The following is a 23,097-nucleotide window of genomic DNA, read 5'->3' on the forward strand; positions in this document are numbered from 1 at the left end:
TCATAAGAAATATAATGATCGTTCTATCTAAAAAGGCGGTGGATTAAATGAAAAAAATTATCTTTCCAGGCATTGCACTAATCGCTGTATGTTATGCATTCGGGCGATTCAGTTATGGGTTGTTTATGCCGGAAATTTCGGAAGCCTTACAATTAAATGATGCAGCCTCAGGCGCAATTAACTCAGGCACGTATATTGCCTACTGTCTGTCCCTTCTAACTGCCCCCCTGTTGATTAATCGCAAGGGACATCATTATGTCATCCAACTGGCCGGAATCAGCGCAGTGCTAGGTTTAACCGGCATTGCCCTATCTCAGAATGCATGGATGCTTACTTTCAGCATATTTCTCGCTGGTCTGAGCACAGGCTGGGCTTCCCCGGCCCTTGGCAATGCAGTGAATGCCGAACTGGCTCCTAATCTACAAGCAAGAGGCAACAGCTGGATTAATACAGGGACCAGCTTCGGGATTGTTGTATCTGGCCCGCTCTACTTGCTGTTTACGGATTACTGGCGTCTAACCTATATCCTGTTTGCTGCAATCGGTGTTGTCGTTCTTTTGTGGAACAGACGTGTCATTCCAGCAACCAAGACACTGCCTTGTACCAAATCTCTCTGGACATGCATGAAACCAACCAGACCTGGGTCTGCTCTGCTCATGGCATGTCTGTTGACAGGTTTCAGTTCTGCAATCTACTGGACCTTTGCCCGAAATTTCCTTACAGACGAGAAAGGGGCCTCCGATTCGGAAGCCGTGTTGTTCTGGATTGTGATGGGGGTTATGGGCATACTCGGCGGATGCGCTGGCCGCATTATTGAACGGATCCAGATTGGGTGGTCCTACCGAATTGGCATAATGTTATTGGCTATTTCGCTTGGGGTTATCCTTCTGCCATCCATGACTGCCAGCATAATTTCTGCCATCATGTTTGGGAGCACCTACATTTTCCTGACCAGTGTATTTATCGTTTGGGCGACGAGACTGTTCAGTCCAAATGTGTCCATCGGAATTAGCCTTGCCTTTCTCGCGCTGGGTGTTGGGCAATTCCTTGGCTCATCCATGGCAGGTTACACGATCGAAGTGTTTTCCAATACAACGGCATTTCTGGCCTTTGCTGTACTCGGCCTGTTTGGATTGTTAATTCGGGTGAAATAAATGACAGAACAACCTTCTGATCCCTGTTATTTTACCCGGCGAACACTTCCGGTCACTCCATGTTGAAGCTGTACGTCTGTAAAAGCAACCGTGGTCCCTTGCCCAATGGGGGATTGGGCCACAATACCAACTTTGATCTCTTCCGGGCAGTCGAGGCCGAAATAACGAACCAGCTTCCACTTCTCTCCATCCTGAGAATAATGGAATGCAAAGCTGTTGCCTGCCCGGGCTACACGTAAATAAGGCTTGCTGACGTCTACAGATGCTGATACACAATCATCCGAGTTACCACGAGTAACGACACTAAGAATAGACGGCTGTTCTTCAAAATACTCAAAGCAGACTTTAGCCCAATTCGTATCGTCCACCCTCACCATCAGGCAGCCCGAATCATACTGTTCTTTCATGTCCACCTGTACTTGAGTGACGATGCTGAAATCTCCCTTGACTATTGTATGTAAAAATGGAGCTGAAGCTTTCACCGGCTCACCTCCCGGATCAATGAAAAAGTCACTGATCGGCGAAACGGTTATCGTTACTTTGCCGTCTTCAATGGACCAATCTGTTGGCTCGTTCAGCCATCCCAGATTGGCAGATAATGTTTGACCTGAACATTGTTCGAATAGATTCGTCATGTGGCACACCCTTTGTGTTGGAGTATAAGTTCTTCTTGCTCAATTGTTCTATTTGTATTCGGTATATGTCGTGGTTAATCCTGTATGTTTTACTTAAATATTCCATCCCCGATATCGTACACCGATCGGTACCGTTGGATGATACGCTCGTCCCATACTTGTACTTCAATATATCGTTCCGGACCTTGATCGCCTTTACGGTTCCATTCTTGAGGCCAACCATAGGCCTGAATAACTTCCAGGATTTCATCCTTGGTGTAGATCTGCTTACGGTAAGGTCTATCATCTGTATAACGCATGGTTGGAAAGAGGTCTCCATACGTGAAGCTCACAACTTCGGCAGACAGATCTTCCCACGGAATCCACACTTGATCCGGTTCGGTATACCAGGATGACAGCCATTCACATTCACCGAGGGTCAGATAGTGGGGATATGGCTTGGTGGGGGTTCCGCCCTTGGCCTTAAACTGCTCGTACGCTTTATGTTCAAGTGCTCTGCGGATGGTCATATAATCTGCTGATCGCTGACTGGCAAAATTCCGGCCTTCATGCCGGATTTGTCGGGTAACTGTTTCGGCTTCTTCATTAGACAGGCTGGAGAGATTTCGGAAAGGACCAAGACTTTTTTCAAAATAATGATACGCGTTCAAGTCTGTCATATGAATCTCACCTCCAACAAATCGCTCCGTATCCATATTCGTTAGTCATAGTGTACATCATGCCAACATTTATGGAAATATCTGTAGCAAAATATTACCCGTGGATAAAGTTACACTTGGGCATTTCAATTCCACGGAGGAAATTCACTATTATCAAGGAAGTATTAACCAATAAGTGGTAGACTAATAAAAAGTATTTATCTTCAGCAGGCTTAAAGGGAGGTCTTATTATGTTTGGTGTTAACGTCAAAAAAATAGAAGATCAACTGGTCATCCGCTGGCAGTTCTCCAAAATCGAAATTCCAATTGTACATATCACATCGGTCACTCTGGATGATACATACGGTGGCAGCGAACCATCCGCCATTCGAATCGGTCCGGTTAATGGCACAAGCGAGAGGATTCTGATCCGTACGGTTGATCAATCATATATCTTATTCACGAACAGTGTGAATTTATATCCCAATATCCGAGATATGCTACAACCGGCAAACTAGATTGTGGTTCGAAACGGATTTTTATGTTTCTCCAAGGAATAGCTCCATTTACATATGTACGCCACCAGAAAGAAGCGTGAGTATTCGCCTGAATTCTTACAGCGAATAACTAACGCTTCATTGATTCCAATTCAAGTTGGAAGTGGGGTTCTTATAACCAACTCCACTTCGGTAACTGATCGAGCGTAATGACCTCGTTGTTATGGTACAATTCCTTCAAAAACGTTAGTTCATTATGCGTCCCGTCTCTCAGGAATCCACCTGTCCAGGTACAGAACCAACTCCAGTGTACATCCTGTTCCTTCATTTGCTTGGGGTCAGGGATGGAGCCGTTCTCGGCCAGTGCAATAATTTTGCGGTCCTTCACAAGCTCACACAGATTAGTGTAACGTGCAGCCAATGGGCTGTGATCTCCTGCTTCCGGGTATACATCCACACTCACAATGTCCACGACATCATCCCCTGGATACCATTCCTGTTTTTCCGAGTTCCAGACCCAGATGAGATTGTGCAGCTCGTGCTCGTGCACTAATCGATCATACAACAACCGATACAACTGTATGGCAGGTTCGGGGCCTTTCGCTCCCCACCAGAACCACCCACCTTCTGCTTCATGAAGTGGTCGGAATAATACAGGTACACCAGCATCCTTCAACTCTTGCAAATGTGTAGCAATAACATCGATATCCCGAATCAATAACTGATATGTTTCCGATTCAGTATCAGCTAGCGCGGAGGCAAGATCATAGGTTGTTGCGTCCGTATAGAACCCCCGCCACCACTCTTTACCCGGTTCATCGATCAGATCCGTCGGTGCGTTCCAGTGCCAGCATAGCGTCACGATCCCGCCTTGTTTGTGCCAGTCTATCGCATCCCGAATCTCCTGGGAGACCGCACCGCGCTCTGTTCTTGATGGCGAATATTCCATGAGATCAAAGCCAATCACAGCTGGCTTTCGGCCTGTATTTTCATTAATCCAGTTTAGATTGCTGTAGTCCTGCTGACCTGACAACATCCCTATCCCATAACGCTCGACCAGGAACGCCATTAGTTCTCTCGCTTCGGATGTCGCTGCTTCATTCACCGGAGCACTGTTGATCATACGTACCGTCATCGCTAACACCTCCAACTAGGTTTACCATGTTTATCGCTTCAAACAACAACAACAACAACAACAACAACAACAACAACACAGGATCACATCATCAAATCACAAATGTACTGCAACCCTTATAAAAGACCTGCTTAACCCACAACGCCCGAGCGCTCAATGCTCTCCACAAAATAACGCTGTACAAACAAGTACAAAATAATCAGCGGTGCAATCGCAAGCAAAATGCCTGTATCCACGATCATCGCCACATAATTCGGATCAGCCTTGATGCCCGAGTTCGAGCCAAAGCCCATCAGTTGCGGAATCAACTGGTTCGCCTGAGCAGGTAAGGAAGCCACCTTCAGCGAGATCAGTGGACTTTCACTCATGAACAATGCCGAATAGAAGGTATCATTGTACTGCCATACAAAGGAGAACAAAATGACCGTAATCAATGGCGATATTGCATTGGGTAACATGATACGGGCAAATGTCTTGAATCCACCTGCGCCGTCAATCAGTGCGGCCTCCTCGATTTCCTTCGGCATCCCCTTGAAGAACTGCCGGAAGATATAGATGAACAGCCCCGCCTTCAGCCCTCCCGCTGTAGCGGCCGTAATCATGGAAGGCCAATACGTATTCAGCAGATTGATGCCATTCTTTCCCGTGAACAACTGGATGATACCCATAAAGTCAAAGCTGCGGAAATGCAGATACATCGGCACCATGAGCGTACTTGTCGGCACCAGAATCGTAAGAATCACCAGCACGAAGAGCACATTACTACCCGGAAACGAAAACCGGGCGAAGCCATATCCGGCAAGTGCACAGGATATCGCTGTCAGAAGCGTTGTGATGGTAACAAACAATAACGTGTTCGCCAGCAGAGGCAGGTAATCCATCACTTGCGCCGCTAGCCGAATATTATCCAGCGTAAAGTGCTGAGGAATCATATAAATCGTTGGATTGTAGATATCCTGTTTGTCCTTGAACGCAACTGAAACTTTGAGAAATAACGGATATAAAATAATAAATGAAATACCAATGACCAAAGCATATCTGAATATGGAATAGAGAAGGTCCGATGTCTTGTTTCGCACCCGATGCATGTGATAATTCTGCTTCGGAACTACCACCATGCGATCTGTCCCTGATGCAGCCATAATCTGAAGCCTCCCTTAATGTTAACCGTCAGTTGTAGTGAACCCGCCGTGACAATACCCAGCCCACTACGATCAGTACAAGGCCAATCACCAGTGTATACAGCCAGGACATCGCCGAGCTTAAGCCAAAGTTCTGGGTTTTGAATGCGGTTTGGTAGATGGCCTGTGTGACTGGGCTCCCGGCAAATGAATCAATGATCGTATAGATGACATTTGTCAGAATCAACGGACTGACCATGGGAAATGTAATTTTCCAGAATGATTCATAAGCTGTCGCCCCTTCGATCTTCGCAACCTCATACATCGATCCCGGCACCGATTGCAGCGCAGCGAGGAAGATCAGAATCTGGACGCCAGAGCTGCTAATAATCTCATAGATCCGCATGATGGCTTCTACAATGTAATCCACATAGGCCATTGGCAATCCCACATCCGCCAGCATCCGCACAATGGATACCACATTGAACGAGGCACCACCATCAGCGGCCGCATCGACAGCACTTGCATCTCCCATCAGATTGATTAATCCCGCAGACTCTGCTGCTGCGACTGCACTGGAAGCCAGAATAACCGGCAGGAAGAAGATCGCACGTGCCATCGTCCTACCTCTGAACTTCTGGTTAAGCAGTGTCGCCGTGAACAGACTGAAGAACAGAATCATCGGCACATTCAGCAGCATCGCTCCAACCGAGTCGACCAGAATCCGGTTGAACGTCGCGTCAACCAGAAGCGCATCCTTGAAATTTTTAAATCCAACGAAGTCCAGAACGTACCCGCCAGGAGCAACAGACAGGTTACTCAGGCTGAACCGGATGGATTGCAGGAGTGGCGTGGCAAAGAGGAAGATGAAACCGAGCAACCACGGAGAAATAAATGCAAGTCCAAGCAGCGCTCTCCGTGACTTCAGCGATAATCGAATGGTTCTCATCGGTTCACTCCTTCCACCACATAGTCAATCCCGTCAACTGTTGTTCCATCCACGGTTACTGCGTCCGCATTGTAATTCACAAGGATGGATGTACCGCCCGTATAAGTGATCCGGACCACGCCATCCTGGATGCGTTCATGCTTCAGGATCTGCTCATTCTCCAGTTTTCCCAGCACTTCATTGGCCTGCTTATACAAGGCAACAGCGTCATCCACCCAATAGCTATACTCGGTAGCGTAGGCCGAATCATAATTCGTCAGCTTCAGCTTGGATGATGGTTCATATGTCCATTGAAAATACGGAGCTGCCCCAAGCTCCAGGCTGCGCAGTAACTGTTTGCGTAGATCCTGATCCCCCGACGTGTTCATCGGAGATGCTGCGTAGTTCATGTACCCATGAATGACCATCGCATAAAAAGGAACTTCTTCATCGGTAATATTGAACCGACTCGACCCTGCGGGTACATTCACAACATGTTGTGCACTACCCCAAGCGTAGCTATTTGCGGCGGATACCATCAGGTTCTGATAGGACTGTTCCAGCTTGCCCAGCTGCTCCTTCACAATGTGCTTCGCCGTCTCCCGATGAATCACCCGACTATCCCGATAATCTGAAGTCAGGACCTGCCCAAGATCACGAAGGGATAACCCGCCGAGATCCAATTGATTGAATTTGTCAGCAAACTCACTAACCACATAAGGAAGCTTGGCCGCTGAGAGCAAATAATAGCTGTCCCTACTCTGATCCATGCGATTAAGTGCAGGATTGTACGGATACAGTTCTGCTGTCTCCTTCGTGACAAACCGTGCTGCATCCGAGGAAGGAGCAAAGTGCATATCATCGTGATAAATGTGCTGGAAAGCCACATCCGGGAACAAAGCTCCACCCGACTGCTCAAGCTTAGCGGACAACGCTTGCAGTTCGGAACGACTGCCTACTTCACTCTCCAACTTCACCTGGGTTGGTGTATGATGGCTGATGCCACCGCCGAACCATCCCTGATACCGCATTTGCACGCGGTTTACACCTTCCTGCTGCAACTTCGCCGCCATTTCAGTAGCCTGTTCGTACGTCGTCATGGCTAAAGTGGTCCGATAGGGTACGCTCAGGAACGAAGCCTTTTTGTCCACTGCACCAAGTACATCTACATAAAACGGCAACTCTGTCTGTTCCGCGAGAGGTTTCAGTACATCCTGCCCTATTAACTGCTGTTGATACAGGCGGGCCATACCCGAGTAACTGGCATCTTCTCCATGAAGGAAATGATAGCGGACCTGAATATCTCCGCGGTAAGGCTCTTCGCCAAGCAGCTGAATCTCCTGCATTTTCTGCGAGGTGTACATCTCCAGTTCATCCTCACCCCGCAGGGAGAAGGTCGCATGCACGTGATTGTAACTGTTCTGCCTGCCTCCTATATCCGCGGAGATACTGGCTATGCCATCCCCTTTTTCAATGACTGCAAACCAGGCATTCTCCCCGTTTTTCAGACCAAACACAGGCATATGCGCGGATTCACTAACCTGAGGACGACTGAGTGAATTATCATTTGGGTCTGCGCCATAAACGCGCTGCACATACTGTTCTTCTTGGGTTTTCCCGTTATTCAGGTGGATCAGGCTGCCTGAACCGTCAGGTACAAGCATGTAGCCCTTACCCTTCGTATCCGCAGCACCAAAGTAAGCGAGCAAATCAACGTTCCGAATGCGATATTGCCCACTTTCCTGAACTTGACTCAAAGGAACGGTTACGACAAGTGCGCCCTGATCCAGCCGGTATTCCACAGAAATAACAAAGCTTGGCTTATCAGACACGCCTCCGCCTTCGACTCCATTCTCCTGATTGTCATAAGCCAGATCATCCGCGGTATAACCCGCCGTCTCAAAGGCTCCCAACATCTTGTTCAGCACAAGCTGCTTCGAAATCTGTCCATCCAGCCGTTCCAGAATATCCGGATTGTTCTTGGTTGGATAATATCGGGCAGATGTGTACCTTGCGACAGTAGCGTCCAGTTTGGAAAGTACTTTCTCCTCCAGGCGCTGTTTGCTAATCAGTTTAGGCAGCGCATCAATACCAAGTGATGTATCACCAAGCGTATAGTTCACCCGAATCCCCTGATCGATCTGACCCACTGTGAATTGTTTGTTGCTTATACTCGAACTGAAATTCGGAAAGTTCTCCAGTGTGCCCATCGAATCCCGGAAAGACACGTTCAACTGGGACGACAGCACTTCTTTCTCATATGCGGAAGCGAGGCTGTCCTCAGTCCGTTCTTTCGGGTTGCTGTACCAGATCTCTCCACTGTTACCGTCACGAACGGCAATTTCCGTTGTCTCCTCGTTATAGTACAGGGCCAAGCCCTGATCTTCGGCGACCAGCTGCATACCAGGCACACCCTGCGAAGAGTCACCAAGAAACTGCAACGGTTCCTCCGTGACGGGCATGGCTTTGGTTGTTGCATCCAGATAAGCCGCGGCTTCTACGGCAGGAATGCCCCTGTTGTTTATATACAGCAGTCCGGCTGCAATCATGATTACAGCTGCACCACCAGCCAGCACCGTATATATTCGTTGCCTTTTATTCACGGATGCCGCCTCCTTTAGGTCCGAAAAATCAACTCGCGGTAGATGTTATAACCGAATTCGTACAACTGTTGCAGCATGCTGAAGACCAGTGCGCCAAGGAATACAATAATGCCCATCACAATGAGTGTCAGCACCATTGTAACGATTGTTTTAACCACCGTGTACTGGTGTACCGTCATCATGCCAATGAACAGAAGCAGTACAAACCAGAAAAACGCAATGCTATTGAACAGATAATAAAAAGCAGTCTCCTCCTGCACCATGAACCGGCTAATCACGATCATCGGGGCATAGACCAGAATAACCGGAATGAGCGAGTAACCTGTTGCCAGAACGATTTCCCTGAACTTGCCTTCCCCTTCCATCAAGGTTGTTACTGCCCAATTGGCCGTACACCATAGAAAGAAAGGCACCGCAACTGTGGCGATCTCAATGATGCTGTTAATCGTGCGAGGGTCGATGTAATTGACGAGAAATCCTGCATACTGCTTTTGCAAAATCATCATGACAATGGTAAGCGCGAGTGCTGCAAAAGCAACAAACAGCCGTCCCCGGTTATCCGACTTGAGGTCCCAGAATGCATCAATGGGGTGAAAAATGAGATGCAGCGGAAACTTAATGAAATCCTGCTTCACGATCAACCTGCCTCCTCCGTCTCCATTTAACCGCCACACGGGTCAGGATCAGAATGACAATTAGCGCGATTGCAGCGGTCAGGAATGTACCAAAATGTTCCTTCATCATCTCCCGCCGATGCCTCTTAAACGCCACAGAATAACTCTTGCGATCCATCCCAAGTTCAAAATAACCTAGCGCTTCCTCGTTTTTCTTCTCCATTAATAAGGACTTGCCGATGCCGATATAGGCAATATCATAGTTGGCATTCAGCTTAAGCACTTCTCTCCATATATTCACGGCTTCCGTGTCCTCGCCCCGATAGTGGAGGGCCACCGCTTCATTCACACGGGCACCAAAACGGGTTGGCTCATAGACAACAAGGTTGTTCTTTCCCCGATCCAGAACCAAGTGATGCTCACCCGATTGTTCAATCGCGACAGGTGTTTTGAGCGTGCCCACCTGATTTCCTTTACCGCCGTATATGTAGAGCAGATGACCTTCATCGTCGTACGTGAACACCCGGTTCTGTGTCGCATCCAGTACACTGTACATGCCGTCGCCCAGCACTTTCACATCGATCAGTTTGGATGGACCGGGATTGTTACGGAACCGAATATCGCCTTTGACGTCGTAATAACCAAACCGCTTCAGCACATCTTCACCAGACGGATTCAGCCGTTTGATCGGTTCATTCGAGCCGGGATCAATATTCGTTGCATACACAAATCCTTTGTGGTCAATATCCGCATTGGAGAACTCCGTCGGGACAAACAGAACCATCTGTGCGCGCTGGGCTTTGGTCGATAACATGCGCCAGATATATTCTCCGTAGTCCCGCTCCACTTTGTTGGTACCGACATATCCGATAAATTTCCCACTCTCGTCAAACTGCATAATCCCTTCGTAGACCCCTTGCGCCACAACGTACACTCGGCCTACATGGTCCACCGTTAGTTTCAAAGGCTGAAACTGGAATTGGGTCGACAGGATATCCGACTCGGGCTTCGTAATGGTTTGAATCAGCGTCCCTTCTCCATCCAGGACAACCACACGACCGTTACCCGTATCGGCGACGTATATGCGTTCTTCTTCATCTACAAACAATCCACCTGGAAGGTTAAAGGTCTCCTTGCTGCCCTCCATCATGAATCCATCGATTACACTCAGCAGCTTAAAGTCTGGTTCCAATACGATGATTCGATTGTTGCCGCTATCCAAAATATAGATCAACCCAGAGGGTGAAACGTTCACATCACCGGGGTCTTTGAACTCACTAATGCCGAGGTCACGGCCTGAAATGGTGCGCTCGGGCAGATAGGCATCTGGTGAAGGAACAGCCTCTTTCCAGTAGTTGTAGTTATAGCTCTCATACGGCGCCGGGGAGGCCGCCGCAGGCACGGCATTCACCAGCAGCAGAGATACTGCCGCCAGGAGAACAAGCCATCTTTTCACTGTGCGTGCCATATCGTTCCCCCTTAATCCTTCATGCCCGAGCTCGCCATCGTCTCAATGATTCGACTCTGAGAGAAAATAAATAGCGTGATCGGCACACTCATCAAAATCAGTGCTACCGCAGCACCCGCTCCTGCCCGGGATATTCCGCCTTGAATAATCTGACCTGCTGCATAATGTAGGGTCTTAAGCTGCTCGCTGTAGATGTACCCATTACCATCACTGCCCCATAACATCTGGAACAGCAGAATGATCAACGTAAGCCAAGCTGGTTTTACATTGGGCATGACGATGGACCAGAAGATCCGGTATTCACTGGCACCATCAATCTTGGCTGCTTCCAGCAGCGCATCCGGGATCTGCTCCATGAACTGTTTCATCAGGTACAACCCGAGTGAATAGGCAAATGCCGGGATGATAACAGCCCAGTACGTGTCAATCCATCCGAGCCAGGACATGATCATATAGTTCGGAATGGCCGTCACCGCAGGTGTGAACATCAATGACAGTACGACCACTTGGAACATGAATACTTTGCCCGGAAACTTGTGCTTGGCAAGCGGGTAGGCAGCTGCGGAAGCCAGCAGCACATGGCCTACGATACCGATGCCTGTAATAAATACCGTGTTGAATATATAACGTGAGAACGGTACCCACGAGTCACTCAGCAGATTCAGCAGATCTGAAAAGTTGCTGAACGTGGGATTTTTGACAAATAGCGTTGGTGGAAAGGTGAAAATCTCATCCAATGGTTTGAACGCATTGTTGATTGCATAGATCAGCGGCAGCACCATGAAGGCACCAAATACGAGCAGAAGGGCAAACAGGGAGAGACTTCCCGATAGCGAGCGATTTACCCGCTTTTTGCCTGTCGCAATTGCAGCCATAGCTATTCTCCCACCCTTCGAAGCAGTTTCTGTACCAGCAAGTTGGTGCCCACCATAATCATGAACAGTACGGTGGCAATTGCTGATGCATATCCCATCTCAAACCGCGTAGTACCAAAGTCGATCAAGTGGGTGACCACCGTCTCTGCCGCATAGTTCACACTCGGGAACCCGGCCAGTGCGATCGACACATCGGCCACGGCAAACGAGGTTGTCAGCTGAATGACTGCGCCGAACATCAACTGTGGACGCATCGAAGGCAGGGTAATGTACCATAGTTCCTGCCAGCGATTTTTGATCCCATCCACCGCTCCCGCTTCGTACAATGTCCGGTCCACCGTCTGCAAACCAGCGATAAACGCCAGAAATCCGGTTCCGAGACTCAGCCATAGCTGCACGAGAATGAGAATAGGCATAATGTAGGCTTCCGTCTTCAGCCATTGGATTGGCTCCAGCAGAAAACCCCATTTGATCAACAGCCCATTGGCAATACCATAACGATCTCCCGAGAAAATCATCAGCCAGATAAAATACACATTGCCCGAAATGGAGGGCGCGTAGAAGATCAGCGTCATGAACGCTCTCCATTTCGGTGTTAACTCATTAATGATCCACGCGAAGACAAAACAGGCAATATAACTGATCGGCCCGGTAATGATGGCAAACAGCAGCGTATTCTTGATTGCAATCAGGAATACATCATCCTCCAGAAACAGGCGAGTATAGTTCTGCCAGCCAATAAAACGCGGGAATTCCAGCATGTTAAAGTAGGTGAAGCTGAGTATGATCGAGATGACAACCGGAATCACGGTAAACATGAGGAACAGGAGCATATAAGGTGCAAGCAGAACATAGGAATGTTTGCTGGCCTTCATTTCCTGGAGCTTCCAGCTCCACCACGATTTCATGCCCATCCTTGACGCTTTCTCAGGAGGACTGTTTTGTCCGTCTCGGAGTGATATTTGTGGCACGATTAACCCTCCCTCTGCTTACGGAAGACCAAATTCATTACGTTTGACGCGAATCTCGTCCTGAATATATTGGGTATAATCCATGATGGATTCCCTGGCTTCCACTTGGCCAACAACGGTTTTGTAAAATGCATTGAATAGATGGCGGCCTGTAAAATAACCACCGGGTACTTCAGGAATGCCCTTCACCGTTTCGAATTGCGCCTTGAGATTGGCGTAATCCTCCGCAGGCCACGGCAGGGAATCCAGTGCCTTGATGTTGGCCGTCGGATAACGGGCAGCGGCACCCATCAGTCCTTCCATCTCCCGCCCGAATTCAGCTTGAATCGGTGTACTGGTCCACCACTTCATGAACGCCCACGCCGCATCCTGATCCTTGGCACCCTCCAGCATCATGACCGCGCTGCCTCCACCGGGTACGTCCCGATTCAAGGTTCCATCCGCCTGAACGGTTCCCGGGACAGGAACGAATCCCCACAGTCCCCGAATCTCCGGTGCAAATACGGACAACTGGTTGTACATGGTGTAATCCGTTAGTCCAATAGGCATCTGTCCTGTCCGGAAACGGTTGGCAAAATCATATTCCCGCTCCAGCTTGTAATCGGTATAGAACTCCGTCCACTGCTTGAACGTCTCGATCCCAATCCGGGAATCCAGATCCGACTCCTTGTCATCGTTCCGATAGAAGGCGCCGCCGTTCTGAAGCAGCATCGTGGCATACTGCGAGTTCGGCGGAATATTAACACCCTGCATATTCGCCTGGGTCACAATCGGCATACCAAATTCCATATGATTCTTGCTCAGAATCGCGAGCAGAGCCTCGACATCCTCCCAATTCTGAGGCACTTCAAGTCCGAGTTCTTCGAGCACGTCTTTACGATAAAACAGCATGTTAAAGGTCTGTGTTTCCGGTAGGGCATATACGCCCGAATCATAGGCATACGGAACAATTGCACTTTCCCTGAACTCCTGTTCTACGGTGCTATAGTCGCTGAATTGCGTCAGATCTACAGCCGAGTTCCGCATCGCAAAGTTCACGGGCAGGTCATTACCGATCTGCATGGCAACATCGGGCCCTTCACCGGACAACGTCGCTGGCAGCAAGGTTCCCATGTTGACCAGCTTCAGATTCACGTTAATGCCACTGTCTGGTGTGAAGGTCTTGTCAATCATCGCCTTCATCGTATTCGCCTGGTCTCGTCCGCTACCAATCCAGACCGTTACCGTGCGCTGATCTTCTGAAGTGGCTACATTGCCGATCTGGTTATAATCAATGAAGAACGAATGATAGAATATCTTGGCTTCATGACCAAGCTTCGCGAGTGGTCCCATGCCTGTTCCGGGAATATCTTGGTCAATCGAAGTGACGTACAGTGCGTCAATCTCAAGGGGTTGCTCTCGTGCCTGCTGCACCCATGTTCCGAGACCACCCGTGTTGGTTTTATAAGCCGCAAGCCGTCTTGGAATGGTATCCGGCTTGTCGATCATCTCGTCCAGTTGCAGCGCCATCGTCTTGATCAACGCTTCCTGATCACTGGACTGTCCTGACAGGAGACGAAGCTGTGCAGCCACGTCCTTGAGACGTTTACTTTCTCCGCTGAATACTTCCAGCAGGTTCGGGATCTGCTTTTCCACCCGATAATCCCGGAATTCATCAGGCTTCGTGCCTGTGATCATCAGAATGCGTCGGTACATGGAGTTCAAGTTGTACAGACTGTCCTCCACATTGCGGATAAGAGGCGCAAAATCTCCGAGGCTGTTCTCCAGCCGCAGCACATGTTTTCCTTTTTCCAATTGAAACTTGTATGCTTCCTTGCCGCCCATGACGTCAATGCGATAGTCACTTTGATAACGAAAAGGTGCTTTGGCCATCTCTGCGAACGGAACTTCACCGTCAATGGTCAGTTTGCGTGTAGAATAGATGCCTTTGACAAAATTCTGCTGTGCGGTAAAACCGATATGATAAAGGCCGCTCTCCGGCACTTCCACTTCCCATTCAATCCATTGTCCTGGCAAACGCCAGTTAAAGCCGCCAATTGTATTAATGCGTACCTGGGAAGCGCTATACGGAGATACAGCAGAACTTGACCTTTCGCTGGTCGGGTATAACGTAGGTGAAGATTTGGCAACAGCGGCTTCTCCTTCAATGCGAATAAGTACATCCTTCGGTTGCCCAGAAGAATCCGATTGTTGTGCACCCGCAGTCTCCGCGTAAGGAACGGCTGTCTTCTCATTGAAAAGGCGAATGGACCGAATCACCATGGGTTCACGCGATGATTTTAGCGTTAGCGTGTGTTCCCCTTTTTCCAAATAAAACTTGAATGGAGCCTGTTCGTACCCGTCGGAGTCCTGAAACGTTTCTTCCATCCAGCGTGGTTGCTCCACTTGTCTCGGGCGTAGGTCATTGCCTTGATTGTCCTGCTCCACGACATCTTTCTCATTGGCCCATACCCGGTCAAACTGCAAATAGGCGGCTTCCGCAAAAGGAAGTTCACCATCAATGTACAATGCACGCTCAATGGCTGAACTCTTGCCTTCAACGGGAAAATAGATCGCGGACAGGTTATACAGCCCGGTCTCCGGCACGTTAATGGTCCAATCGACTTGTCCGGTCTCTCCGGTATGGAGAGATACACCATCCATTCCCTCATAATTAGTCAGTTTGCGGACGTCTTCACCTTCGGCTTTTATGTAATCTCCTGCTTCAATGGTGATGTCCACATTCGGCTGTGTAGCCTGATCCGTTCCGGATCGATACTGTTCGTATCCCTTTTTCTGCCGGGTCTGCTGCAAAACTGCATCCACTTCAATGGCAGGCAGACTGCCAGGTGGAATGTTTGCACTCTTTCCATCAGCGCCGGAAGTTACATATAGAATGATACAGGCTGCCGCCACGATGATTACTGTGGACAATATCCATGTCTTACGTTGTAGAATTCCAGCCATCCTACGAGTCCTCCTCATCAAGGCTGATGCCAGCAATGCCGATTTGGTGGTTCAGGAAAAAGGGACTCCGTGCAACCTTGCCGACACGAGCCCCTGCCTGAATCGTTTGCTGGTGATAAGTGTTGTTATTGTTTGCCGAGTTTATCAATGGCAGCTTGTGCCTGTGCTTTGTATTTCTCGGCTGTTGCTGTCACGGAAGCATTGTTTTTGATGATATCGTTCACATAATCCCCGAAAGGGTAACCCGTGTAGGCATCATCCAGCAAGATACGGCCCGTTCCGGCGATGTGCTCGCGAATGATGGCGATATCCTTCTCATCGGTATAACGACTCTCCAGATAATCTTGACCTGGATACTCTTCAATCTGCGGGATGTCGAAGGTCTCTTCATAGATTTGGTAGACGATCTTTGGATCTTCCACACCTTTTGGAATGAACTTCGCCGATGCCGCGTTGTTTGCATACGTTACCTCTTTGCTACCCTGGGGCCCGTTCGGAATCGGTACAACACCAACAGCAAAGGTGAGATCGCCCAACTGCCATTCAGCAGCGGTGAACAGAGCTACATCTCCATCCTTGAACGTATTGCTCTCCTCCCAATTGGTTTTGTCGCCGGTTTTGACCTTCACGACATTTTCCACGTTATACAGGCGTTTGACAAATTCGGCAGCTTCAATCGTTTTCGGATCGGACAATCCTTCTTTGCTATTGGTATCATCCACGATCGTCCCACCATTGGCTGCGGTAAAATGACGAACGACATCAAGCGCCCAGCCTGAAAATCCGTATACGTCAATTTTGCCGTCGTTATTGGTATCTTTGGTTGCCTGTTTGGCGAGTTCCATGAATTTGTCCCAATCCCATTTGCCTTGGTTATACAGTTCCTGCGGGTCAGGTAATGACAGTTTTTTGAACAAGTCACGATTATAGTGAAGTCCCAGACCGATGCTGGTTGGAGATTCGAAGGCGTACTCGTTGCCCGCAATAGCAGGGAATTTAGCAATCAGGTTTGCCTCTTGATTGATGTTGTTCTCAGGTGTAGTGAATTCGGAGATGGGCAACAATTGCCCTTTGAGGATGGCAGGTAGTGCGGATTTGTATTCCATCTGAACGATGTCAGCGAATGGTTCGCCGGCTAGTGCAGACGTTGTGAATTTGTTCATGTATTCTTCGAAAGGTACGTTGACGAACTCCAGTTTTACGTTGTATTTCTTCTCTACCTCTGCAATTTTATCGAGTCTGGCCTTATCCGAGGCCGTCTCTCCCGCCGGTTTCAGATCCCACCAGGCCGCAACCTTGATGACACGTCCACCCAGATCAGGCACATCCGCCACAACTTCTTCCGCTACGTCTTCTTTCTCTGTTTCAGCGACTTCGGTGCTGTTGCCTGAATTCGTTGTTCCCTCTGCATCAGTCCCCGTCTGCGTTGTTCCCCCACCACTGCAAGCGGATACAAAAAGAATCACAGCCAATAACATCAGAGGTAGAACATTCCATCTTCTCATCATGATTTTAACAACCTCCCCGAATGTGTATGCCAATCATGGTCCACTCTAAATCATTAACCCCGCTCATCAACCAATCGAAAATAAACGACCACCACCATTTGTTATTTTCTTGTTTGTTTTTGACAAACAAAATTTAACACAGCAAAATGTAAGCGTCAACATTTTTGTTGTTAACATTTTCTATTTATTCTGATAAAATGCTGATAAAGCTACAATTTAGCTGTATTACAGCTTATTCAATATCTAGGACTCTAAGTACAAACTTATTAAACCATGATTCTAACTTTGTTTATTTTGTTATTTTTATTAAATAACAAAATAATAATTCATCAGACAAAATTCGTCATTCTATCTGAAAATATGCTTACCGTCACGTTGAACGTTCATCCTAAAATACTGTGCATCACTAACATTTTGAATTCACTGTCCGTTATTAGATTAAGAGAAATACATCATGTTATACTAGGAACAGTTGGATATCGCTCCAAATAAGGAATACGGCAGAACTACGAGTGTAAGGATGGTATGATGAAGACAAAGGTAACAATTCAGGAGATTGCACATTTTACGGGTTTGTCGAAATTCGCGGTATCACGAGCTTTGTCTGGAAAATCGGGAGTTAGCGATCAAACGAGGGATGTCATTCTCAAAGCCGCTGGCAAACTTGGATATTTCAAAGATAACAGCATGTTGTCTGGTGAACTGTATAACAGCCATGAACTTCAGGAACCGAAGAACACACGTTCAAGCGGAACGATCTTGATTTTGTTTCCCAATGTTCGATACCAAAATCAGGACTCCGTATACTGGGGACCCGTCTTTAACGGGATTTCTTCCAAGCTGAACCAAAAAGGGATTAACATTCTAACCTTGACGGAACCATCTGCAGACCAGCTGTTCACCCTGCTCAATCCGGATGCAATTCGTGGAATCATCACCGTTGGCTCGATCTCGACCCCGATTCTTCTTGAAATTAAGCGGCTCAGTATTCCGGTTGTGATGGTCGATCATCTGGACCCTGTTTTTCACAGTGACAGCATATTCACCGATAACTTTGCATCCATGCGCGAGATCATGCTCTATTTGCTCCGCAAGGGCTTCAAAACATTCCAGTTCGTTGGCAATATCGGGGATGCTCATAGCTTCTATGAACGCTGGATTGCATACACTTCTGTGCTTATGGGTCATGGGATGGAAATACATCAGATTCCCGAGTTGAGTAATCAGGCATTGGATGAGTTCCGCCAGACGTTCACTTCGGTGATCAGTGAGGATAACCTGCCTGAAGTGTTTGTATGTGCGAATGATTTCTATGGGCTATACACTATAGAAGCCCTTGAGAGTATGGGTATTCGTGTACCCGATCAGTGTGTTGTCACGGGATTTGATAATCTATACGACAATATCCCATTACTGGCTACAGTCAATGTGAACAAGGAGTTGCTCGGTGCGCGTGCAGTGGATCAGATGTTATGGCGCATTGCGAATCCAGAGAGCAACGTCGAGAAAAAGTTGATTCTTGCTGATGTCATTATTCGTGAACAGTTTGGCAGGCATAGTGGGTAATATGGCAGAATATCAAATACCCCTATAACCGTATTCGTGCGGTTATAGGGGTATTTGTATTGTTGTATGATGTGTAATTAATGTATATTGTTTATTTACAAAAGGTCGTCACATCATCCCGTTCTACGTATCTGTACGCACATCATCCCACGCCTGATCCAGATAACAGATCAGCCAGTTCAATGCACGGTGACGTTCATAAGCCACTCCGCCATTCAGGCCAGCTGGAGGTGTTCTGTCATTCACCCGACTATCCACGCATACCCAGTTGTAACGGTAGATCAGATCTGCTTCATCCAGAATCTCGCTCTTGCTGCGCAGAGATGCATCGGAGAGAAAGTCGGTAAAACTATCCTTCTGCTGCAAATAACCGACATCCTTCCCTACGTTACACAATTCCGTTGGTGCACCCAGTTCCTTCACATAACCAAGCGCCCATAACATTACGTGGTAGGCTTCATATCCCCAAGAGAAGGAAATAATCTCCTGTTGCTCTGCTCCGTGCTGGTCGATAAACCTCTTCTCTATAGGTGAGAAAAAGGATTCCGCCTCATACTTGTCGATCACTTCCTGAACCAGTGCTGCGGTATCATCCGTACTTTCGCCGGCTCCCAGACACTCACCTTTAAGCGCGGCAAGACATAGGGCAACCGCACGACGCGCAACTTCCTCTTTACTCCGAATCGTGGTGTGCTCGTCTCCGGCCCTTGCGGGCAAGTTTGCATTATACGGAATGCCTTGTTCAGTCAACAGTTGCTCTGAACGCGCTTTACGTTGAATGCCAGACTCCGACAGAGGCCTGTTAGCGTCAAGAAAACTGGTGTGCGCTGTCACCGTGTAATCCTCTACCTCAGATTCTCCATTCACATCCAGCAATAACTGGCCTTGTGCGTTCAGCAGAGATCCACCTCCCCAGAAGATAACAGCATCCAGCGCATCAGCCAACCGCAACAACTCGCCGAAGAATTCTTCCGATATGTCCTCTTCCGTCTCAATACCAACCACCATATTCAATGTGGAACATTTGATCAATACCTTTTCCTGGAGCGAAGCATTGCGCCCTTTAATCTGACTCAAAAATCCAAGCATCCCCTGAATCATTGTCGTAAATTCCTCAGGATGTGTCTGGCTGGTCATGATATTAAAGCCTTTGGTTTTCTTACTGAGCCATTTTTTCTGAGTCACTTGAATATGGGTCTTGTCTTCCCGGCGTTCAATCATACCCTCTGGATAAATGGATTGAATCACTTCAAACAGCTGATCCAGGTCAAACTGAGAGCCATATATCGCACAATTTCTCATGAAGTTCACCCTCTCTCTATATATAGTTCACTAATGAATATTTACACTGGCACTCCAATGGCAGAATAACTTTCCGATCGCTGTTATCCCCAGATTTTTTTATTCCTTTTTTTGAAAGGGGAAATCCGGTGCTAAAGGCGAACGCTCCGCTTCTTCAAGTTATTTCTGCCCTCTCCGTTATCGTGTAAATGTTCAGTTGAACATATATGACTAATCCTTGTATGGATCGAATTCATTACCTCCGGCCATGGCGACACCAACGGGACGCAGCACATGGTTGATTTTCAGCGTATTCGCATGTGCGTTCAGTACGTCTTGCAGTTTCTTATACACAAACGGACTTTCATCTGTGCCCGCTCCCCGCAGCTCGACACCATAGGCACGAATCGCCTCATGCATCTGTGCTTCGCTAATCTCGCCGCCCATGCGTGTGCGCAGCTTGTAATTCATTTTGCCAGCCGCCTGGGTCCGGCTCATTGTGCGCCCTGCCCCATGTACGGTGCTGCGGAATGACTCGGTGTTCTCCTCGCTGTGGATCCCCTCCACAATTACCGAGATATCACCCATACTGCCTCCAACAAAACCGAGTTGCCCGGGTGCCAGTGGCGTTGCACCTTTGCGGACCACAACTACCTCTTCACCCATGTGTTGTTCCTTCCAGGCAAAGTTGTGATGGTTATGAACGGCGTATTCAGCACTTGCCCCGAGAATTCCGAGTACCTGTTCAATGACATAATCACGTCCTGCATAGGCGTATCTGCCCGCCATAGTCATTCCATCCCAATACATATCACCCATCTCGCTGTTCAGGTCAAACAACGTAGGGGGTTGATCCATGGACTCGCCCGGCGCTTTGCCACTGAACTGACGCCCTGCGGCAAGGTTAAGGAACCCACTCGCCACTTTGTGACCGAACCCGCGGCTGCCAAAATGATTCGCGATCCACACCTTTCCCGTGGCCTCTTCTACAAAAATATCCACAAAATGATTGCCACTGCCTACGGTTCCGAGTTGGTTGCGTGCAAGTGTTTTCAGCTTATGTTGTAATCCCGGTTCAATGGTATCAAACAGCTTCCAGCTCGCGTCGTCGAACAGTTCATGATCCACGGGTGTTGGATTGTTACGACCCACGCCGAAAGAAATGGTCGAATTGATGTCATCCATGATCGTTACAATCTGATCCTGAATATCTTCCCACATCAGATTTGTACGCACAGCCTTGTTGCCACAGGCAATATCATATCCGACACCTGACGGACTGATCATATTCCGATAAGCGACAACACCACCGATGGGTTGCGAGTAACCTTTGTGATGGTCGGCCATCAGAGCCACACCCAATACATCTCCATATTTTGAGCAAGTCACCGCCTGACTTACGGCGTTCTCCAGCGGCTCCCCCCAGACTTTAATGTTATCTACGATACGCATAATTGTGTTAACCTCCTATGTACTTTTTGAAAATACATCTTTTATTTCTAAACTGTTGTTCTCATTAGTTTAACAAAGATCAACGTGGCTCGAAACGTCGTCTTCCTTTAGATCACCAATTATTTACGCATAAAAAAAGAGAGCTCAGCTCCCTTTTCTCACGGTTGGCTCCTATTCACTTCTTGCTAATCTTAAACTTGAACGCCCAAGTCGCTGTGTTACCAGAATATCGACCTCTGTTCTCGGTCACCACCACGGAAAGCGTCTTGTTGGTTGATTTGGAGAACGAAGATAGTTTGACGTTGGTGCTTTTGCTCCCGTAATCGGGAATTTTGTCCTGTTCTTCGGCGATGGCCTCCAGTTTCAACGTACCTGTGGGCTTCAGATTTAAGGTGACCGATGAACCCTCTTCTAGATCTTTGCCGTTCACACTTGCTCCGATGGCCCACTCATTACCGACAGAGTTATTGTCGACAAGCTCTGCGCTCACCAGCGTCACGGTTACCTTAACCGTTTTGGGAGCAGCATAGGAGGTTGGGGAACATACGGCGAATACCAGGCTCAGAACCATGAAAACATTAGCCCATTTTTTGAACACGAGAGTGCCTCCCTCTTATTCGTTTCCTTTGTTAAGACTATGCCTTATTCGCCCTGTTCCTTAAGTAATCCTTCCACTTGTGTAAGAAAATTTCATCCGCTTGGATATTTAAAGATGCTTCCGGTAACCCTGAACCTTCTCATCCTTGAAACCTAACTTCTCATAAAATATATGTGCTTCCTTACGCTGATCGCCAGACACCAGAATCATGTAAGCACAACCCAGATCTTTTGCAATTCGTTCAATCTGGAGCATTAACCTCTGCCCAATGCCCTGCCTGCGTAGCTGATCCGATACAATCACATTCTCCACAACCATGAACGGTTTGCATGGCCCCACCAGATCCATACACTCAACCCCCATGACGGACCCAACCAGTTTGCCATTGTAAAATGCCCCAAGCACATGATAATGACCATTCTGCTGTATGTAATGAAACATCTTTTTCATCTGCTGTTCATTGGTAGGCATTCCCATCAACTCATTGTATAGCTGGCTTAGTGCTGGTAAATCTTCAAGTTCGATTCCTTTAATGGTAACCATCATACCCCTCCTGATTTTGTCCTATTTCACATGCTTTGTCTTAAGTAAGATCCTTTTTAAAATAATAATGACTGTGTCCAGTCGGTGCATTCTCGATCGTTGTGATTAATTCGTAGCCATGTTTCTTATAAAATTCCGGTGCTTGATAGGAGAAAGTGTTCAACATGACAAAATCACATGATTTCTCTCGTGCAATTCGCTCAACTTCAATCAACAACTGTGAACCATATCCCCGATGCCGTTGTTCAGAGTCCACCCACAGAATATCAACCTCCAGCCAGTTCCAGCAAAGTGTACTAAGCACACCTGCAACAATCTCGCCGGTCTCATTTTTGATATTGAAATTCAATTCTTCGTAACGATGCCTTAATTCCTCGCTCACATGTGCAGCATTAAATGCGATAAGTTGCTGGCGAACATACTCTAAATCCTCTGAAGTACTTGGATTGATATTTATTCGGGACATCCTCTTCTCCCCCTATCGCCATCACTCACAGCCTCATTCATTTCTTGCATATTTTAACATAAAATTATCCCTTACAAAATAAAAACAACGCACCTTCT

General features: G+C 47.8%; 20 protein-coding genes. 3 read left to right on the top strand and 17 right to left on the bottom strand.

What is annotated here, in order from left to right:
- The first annotated feature begins 47 nt into the window (after positions 1-47).
- Positions 48-1,154 carry an MFS transporter gene (locus FE296_RS09745; RefSeq protein WP_150364848.1) on the top strand — a complete coding sequence of 369 codons (1,107 nt, stop codon included), beginning with the start codon at positions 48-50 and terminating at the stop codon, positions 1,152-1,154.
- 26 nt (positions 1,155-1,180) lie between these two features.
- On the opposite strand, the gene FE296_RS09750 is transcribed toward FE296_RS09745, so the two are convergent.
- Positions 1,181-1,789, bottom strand: a complete 609-nt coding sequence (locus tag FE296_RS09750; RefSeq protein ID WP_124113648.1) for a DUF1349 domain-containing protein — start codon at positions 1,787-1,789, stop codon at positions 1,181-1,183.
- A gap of 89 nt (positions 1,790-1,878) precedes the next feature.
- Positions 1,879-2,448: a hypothetical protein gene (locus tag FE296_RS09755; protein ID WP_124113647.1), complete on the bottom strand. Its 570-nt coding sequence runs from the start codon at positions 2,446-2,448 to the stop codon at positions 1,879-1,881.
- Positions 2,449-2,678: 230 nt separating this feature from the next.
- Between FE296_RS09755 and FE296_RS09760 the strand changes: the two genes are divergently transcribed.
- On the top strand, positions 2,679-2,945 hold the full coding sequence (locus FE296_RS09760; protein WP_124113646.1) for a SunI/YnzG family protein: 267 nt from the start codon (positions 2,679-2,681) through the stop codon (positions 2,943-2,945).
- A 151-nt stretch (positions 2,946-3,096) separates the two neighbouring features.
- Here the strand turns inward: FE296_RS09760 and FE296_RS09765 are convergent, their stop codons facing one another.
- From FE296_RS09765 to FE296_RS09810, 10 genes are all read right to left on the bottom strand, one after another.
- The gene (locus FE296_RS09765; RefSeq protein WP_150364849.1) at positions 3,097-4,059 is read right to left on the bottom strand and encodes a glycosyl hydrolase; all 963 of its coding nucleotides are present in this window, start codon (positions 4,057-4,059) and stop codon (positions 3,097-3,099) included.
- A gap of 131 nt (positions 4,060-4,190) precedes the next feature.
- A complete protein-coding gene (locus tag FE296_RS09770) occupies positions 4,191-5,201 on the bottom strand; it encodes a carbohydrate ABC transporter permease (RefSeq protein WP_190945116.1) in 1,011 nt (336 codons plus the stop codon).
- Between the two features lie 28 nt (positions 5,202-5,229).
- A complete protein-coding gene (locus FE296_RS09775; RefSeq protein WP_124113644.1) occupies positions 5,230-6,129 on the bottom strand; it encodes a carbohydrate ABC transporter permease in 900 nt (299 codons plus the stop codon).
- Positions 6,126-8,711: a DUF5696 domain-containing protein gene (locus FE296_RS09780; protein ID WP_150364850.1), complete on the bottom strand. Its 2,586-nt coding sequence runs from the start codon at positions 8,709-8,711 to the stop codon at positions 6,126-6,128. Before FE296_RS09780 ends, FE296_RS09775 begins: the two co-directional genes overlap by 4 nt.
- 14 nt (positions 8,712-8,725) lie before the next feature.
- Entirely contained in the window at positions 8,726-9,346 is a 621-nt protein-coding gene (locus FE296_RS09785) for a YIP1 family protein (protein ID WP_150364851.1), read from the bottom strand.
- Complete coding sequence (locus FE296_RS09790) at positions 9,327-10,793, bottom strand: NHL repeat-containing protein (protein ID WP_150364852.1); 1,467 nt, start codon at positions 10,791-10,793, stop codon at positions 9,327-9,329. The genes FE296_RS09785 and FE296_RS09790 overlap by 20 nt, the downstream gene beginning before the upstream one ends.
- 11 nt (positions 10,794-10,804) lie before the next feature.
- Positions 10,805-11,668: a carbohydrate ABC transporter permease gene (locus FE296_RS09795; RefSeq protein ID WP_105597902.1), complete on the bottom strand. Its 864-nt coding sequence runs from the start codon at positions 11,666-11,668 to the stop codon at positions 10,805-10,807.
- 2 nt (positions 11,669-11,670) lie between these two features.
- On the bottom strand, positions 11,671-12,582 hold the full coding sequence (locus FE296_RS09800; RefSeq protein WP_047842211.1) for a carbohydrate ABC transporter permease: 912 nt from the start codon (positions 12,580-12,582) through the stop codon (positions 11,671-11,673).
- Positions 12,583-12,657: 75 nt separating this feature from the next.
- Positions 12,658-15,585: an extracellular solute-binding protein gene (locus tag FE296_RS09805; RefSeq protein WP_150364853.1), complete on the bottom strand. Its 2,928-nt coding sequence runs from the start codon at positions 15,583-15,585 to the stop codon at positions 12,658-12,660.
- A gap of 125 nt (positions 15,586-15,710) precedes the next feature.
- Complete coding sequence (locus tag FE296_RS09810; RefSeq protein WP_411860572.1) at positions 15,711-17,093, bottom strand: ABC transporter substrate-binding protein; 1,383 nt, start codon at positions 17,091-17,093, stop codon at positions 15,711-15,713.
- Positions 17,094-17,621: 528 nt separating this feature from the next.
- On the opposite strand from FE296_RS09810, the gene FE296_RS09815 reads away from it, so the two are divergent.
- Positions 17,622-18,659: a LacI family DNA-binding transcriptional regulator gene (locus FE296_RS09815; protein ID WP_017689723.1), complete on the top strand. Its 1,038-nt coding sequence runs from the start codon at positions 17,622-17,624 to the stop codon at positions 18,657-18,659.
- 123 nt (positions 18,660-18,782) lie between these two features.
- On the opposite strand, the gene FE296_RS09820 is transcribed toward FE296_RS09815, so the two are convergent.
- From FE296_RS09820 to FE296_RS09840, 5 genes are all read right to left on the bottom strand, one after another.
- Entirely contained in the window at positions 18,783-19,961 is a 1,179-nt protein-coding gene (locus FE296_RS09820; RefSeq protein WP_150364854.1) for a DUF4272 domain-containing protein, read from the bottom strand.
- A 210-nt stretch (positions 19,962-20,171) separates the two neighbouring features.
- The gene (locus tag FE296_RS09825; RefSeq protein WP_150364855.1) at positions 20,172-21,392 is read right to left on the bottom strand and encodes an RtcB family protein; all 1,221 of its coding nucleotides are present in this window, start codon (positions 21,390-21,392) and stop codon (positions 20,172-20,174) included.
- Between the two features lie 175 nt (positions 21,393-21,567).
- Positions 21,568-21,990 (bottom strand): hypothetical protein, encoded by a 423-nt coding sequence (locus FE296_RS09830; RefSeq protein ID WP_223868833.1) that lies wholly within the window; start codon positions 21,988-21,990, stop codon positions 21,568-21,570.
- Between the two features lie 108 nt (positions 21,991-22,098).
- Positions 22,099-22,533, bottom strand: a complete 435-nt coding sequence (locus FE296_RS09835) for a GNAT family N-acetyltransferase (RefSeq protein ID WP_124113636.1) — start codon at positions 22,531-22,533, stop codon at positions 22,099-22,101.
- Between the two features lie 40 nt (positions 22,534-22,573).
- Positions 22,574-22,999 carry a GNAT family N-acetyltransferase gene (locus FE296_RS09840; RefSeq protein ID WP_150364856.1) on the bottom strand — a complete coding sequence of 142 codons (426 nt, stop codon included), beginning with the start codon at positions 22,997-22,999 and terminating at the stop codon, positions 22,574-22,576.
- Between the last annotated feature and the right edge of the window lie 98 nt (positions 23,000-23,097).

Origin of the sequence: Paenibacillus sp. UASWS1643 (assembly GCF_008693195.1) — a bacterium.
In the GTDB taxonomy this organism is placed as follows: domain Bacteria; phylum Bacillota; class Bacilli; order Paenibacillales; family Paenibacillaceae; genus Paenibacillus; species Paenibacillus amylolyticus_B.

Coding starts and splice junctions, on each gene's coding strand:
- FE296_RS09745 (WP_150364848.1), top strand. CDS start 48: ATGAAAAAAATTATCTTTCCAGGCATTGCACTAATCGCTGTATGTTAT.
- FE296_RS09750 (WP_124113648.1), bottom strand. CDS start 1,789: ATGACGAATCTATTCGAACAATGTTCAGGTCAAACATTATCTGCCAAT.
- FE296_RS09755 (WP_124113647.1), bottom strand. CDS start 2,448: ATGACAGACTTGAACGCGTATCATTATTTTGAAAAAAGTCTTGGTCCT.
- FE296_RS09760 (WP_124113646.1), top strand. CDS start 2,679: ATGTTTGGTGTTAACGTCAAAAAAATAGAAGATCAACTGGTCATCCGC.
- FE296_RS09765 (WP_150364849.1), bottom strand. CDS start 4,059: ATGACGGTACGTATGATCAACAGTGCTCCGGTGAATGAAGCAGCGACA.
- FE296_RS09770 (WP_190945116.1), bottom strand. CDS start 5,201: ATGGCTGCATCAGGGACAGATCGCATGGTGGTAGTTCCGAAGCAGAAT.
- FE296_RS09775 (WP_124113644.1), bottom strand. CDS start 6,129: ATGAGAACCATTCGATTATCGCTGAAGTCACGGAGAGCGCTGCTTGGA.
- FE296_RS09790 (WP_150364852.1), bottom strand. CDS start 10,793: ATGGCACGCACAGTGAAAAGATGGCTTGTTCTCCTGGCGGCAGTATCT.
- FE296_RS09795 (WP_105597902.1), bottom strand. CDS start 11,668: ATGGCTGCAATTGCGACAGGCAAAAAGCGGGTAAATCGCTCGCTATCG.
- FE296_RS09800 (WP_047842211.1), bottom strand. CDS start 12,582: ATGGGCATGAAATCGTGGTGGAGCTGGAAGCTCCAGGAAATGAAGGCC.
- FE296_RS09805 (WP_150364853.1), bottom strand. CDS start 15,585: ATGGCTGGAATTCTACAACGTAAGACATGGATATTGTCCACAGTAATC.
- FE296_RS09810 (WP_411860572.1), bottom strand. CDS start 17,093: ATGATGAGAAGATGGAATGTTCTACCTCTGATGTTATTGGCTGTGATT.
- FE296_RS09815 (WP_017689723.1), top strand. CDS start 17,622: ATGAAGACAAAGGTAACAATTCAGGAGATTGCACATTTTACGGGTTTG.
- FE296_RS09820 (WP_150364854.1), bottom strand. CDS start 19,961: ATGAGAAATTGTGCGATATATGGCTCTCAGTTTGACCTGGATCAGCTG.
- FE296_RS09825 (WP_150364855.1), bottom strand. CDS start 21,392: ATGCGTATCGTAGATAACATTAAAGTCTGGGGGGAGCCGCTGGAGAAC.
- FE296_RS09835 (WP_124113636.1), bottom strand. CDS start 22,533: ATGGTTACCATTAAAGGAATCGAACTTGAAGATTTACCAGCACTAAGC.
- FE296_RS09840 (WP_150364856.1), bottom strand. CDS start 22,999: ATGTCCCGAATAAATATCAATCCAAGTACTTCAGAGGATTTAGAGTAT.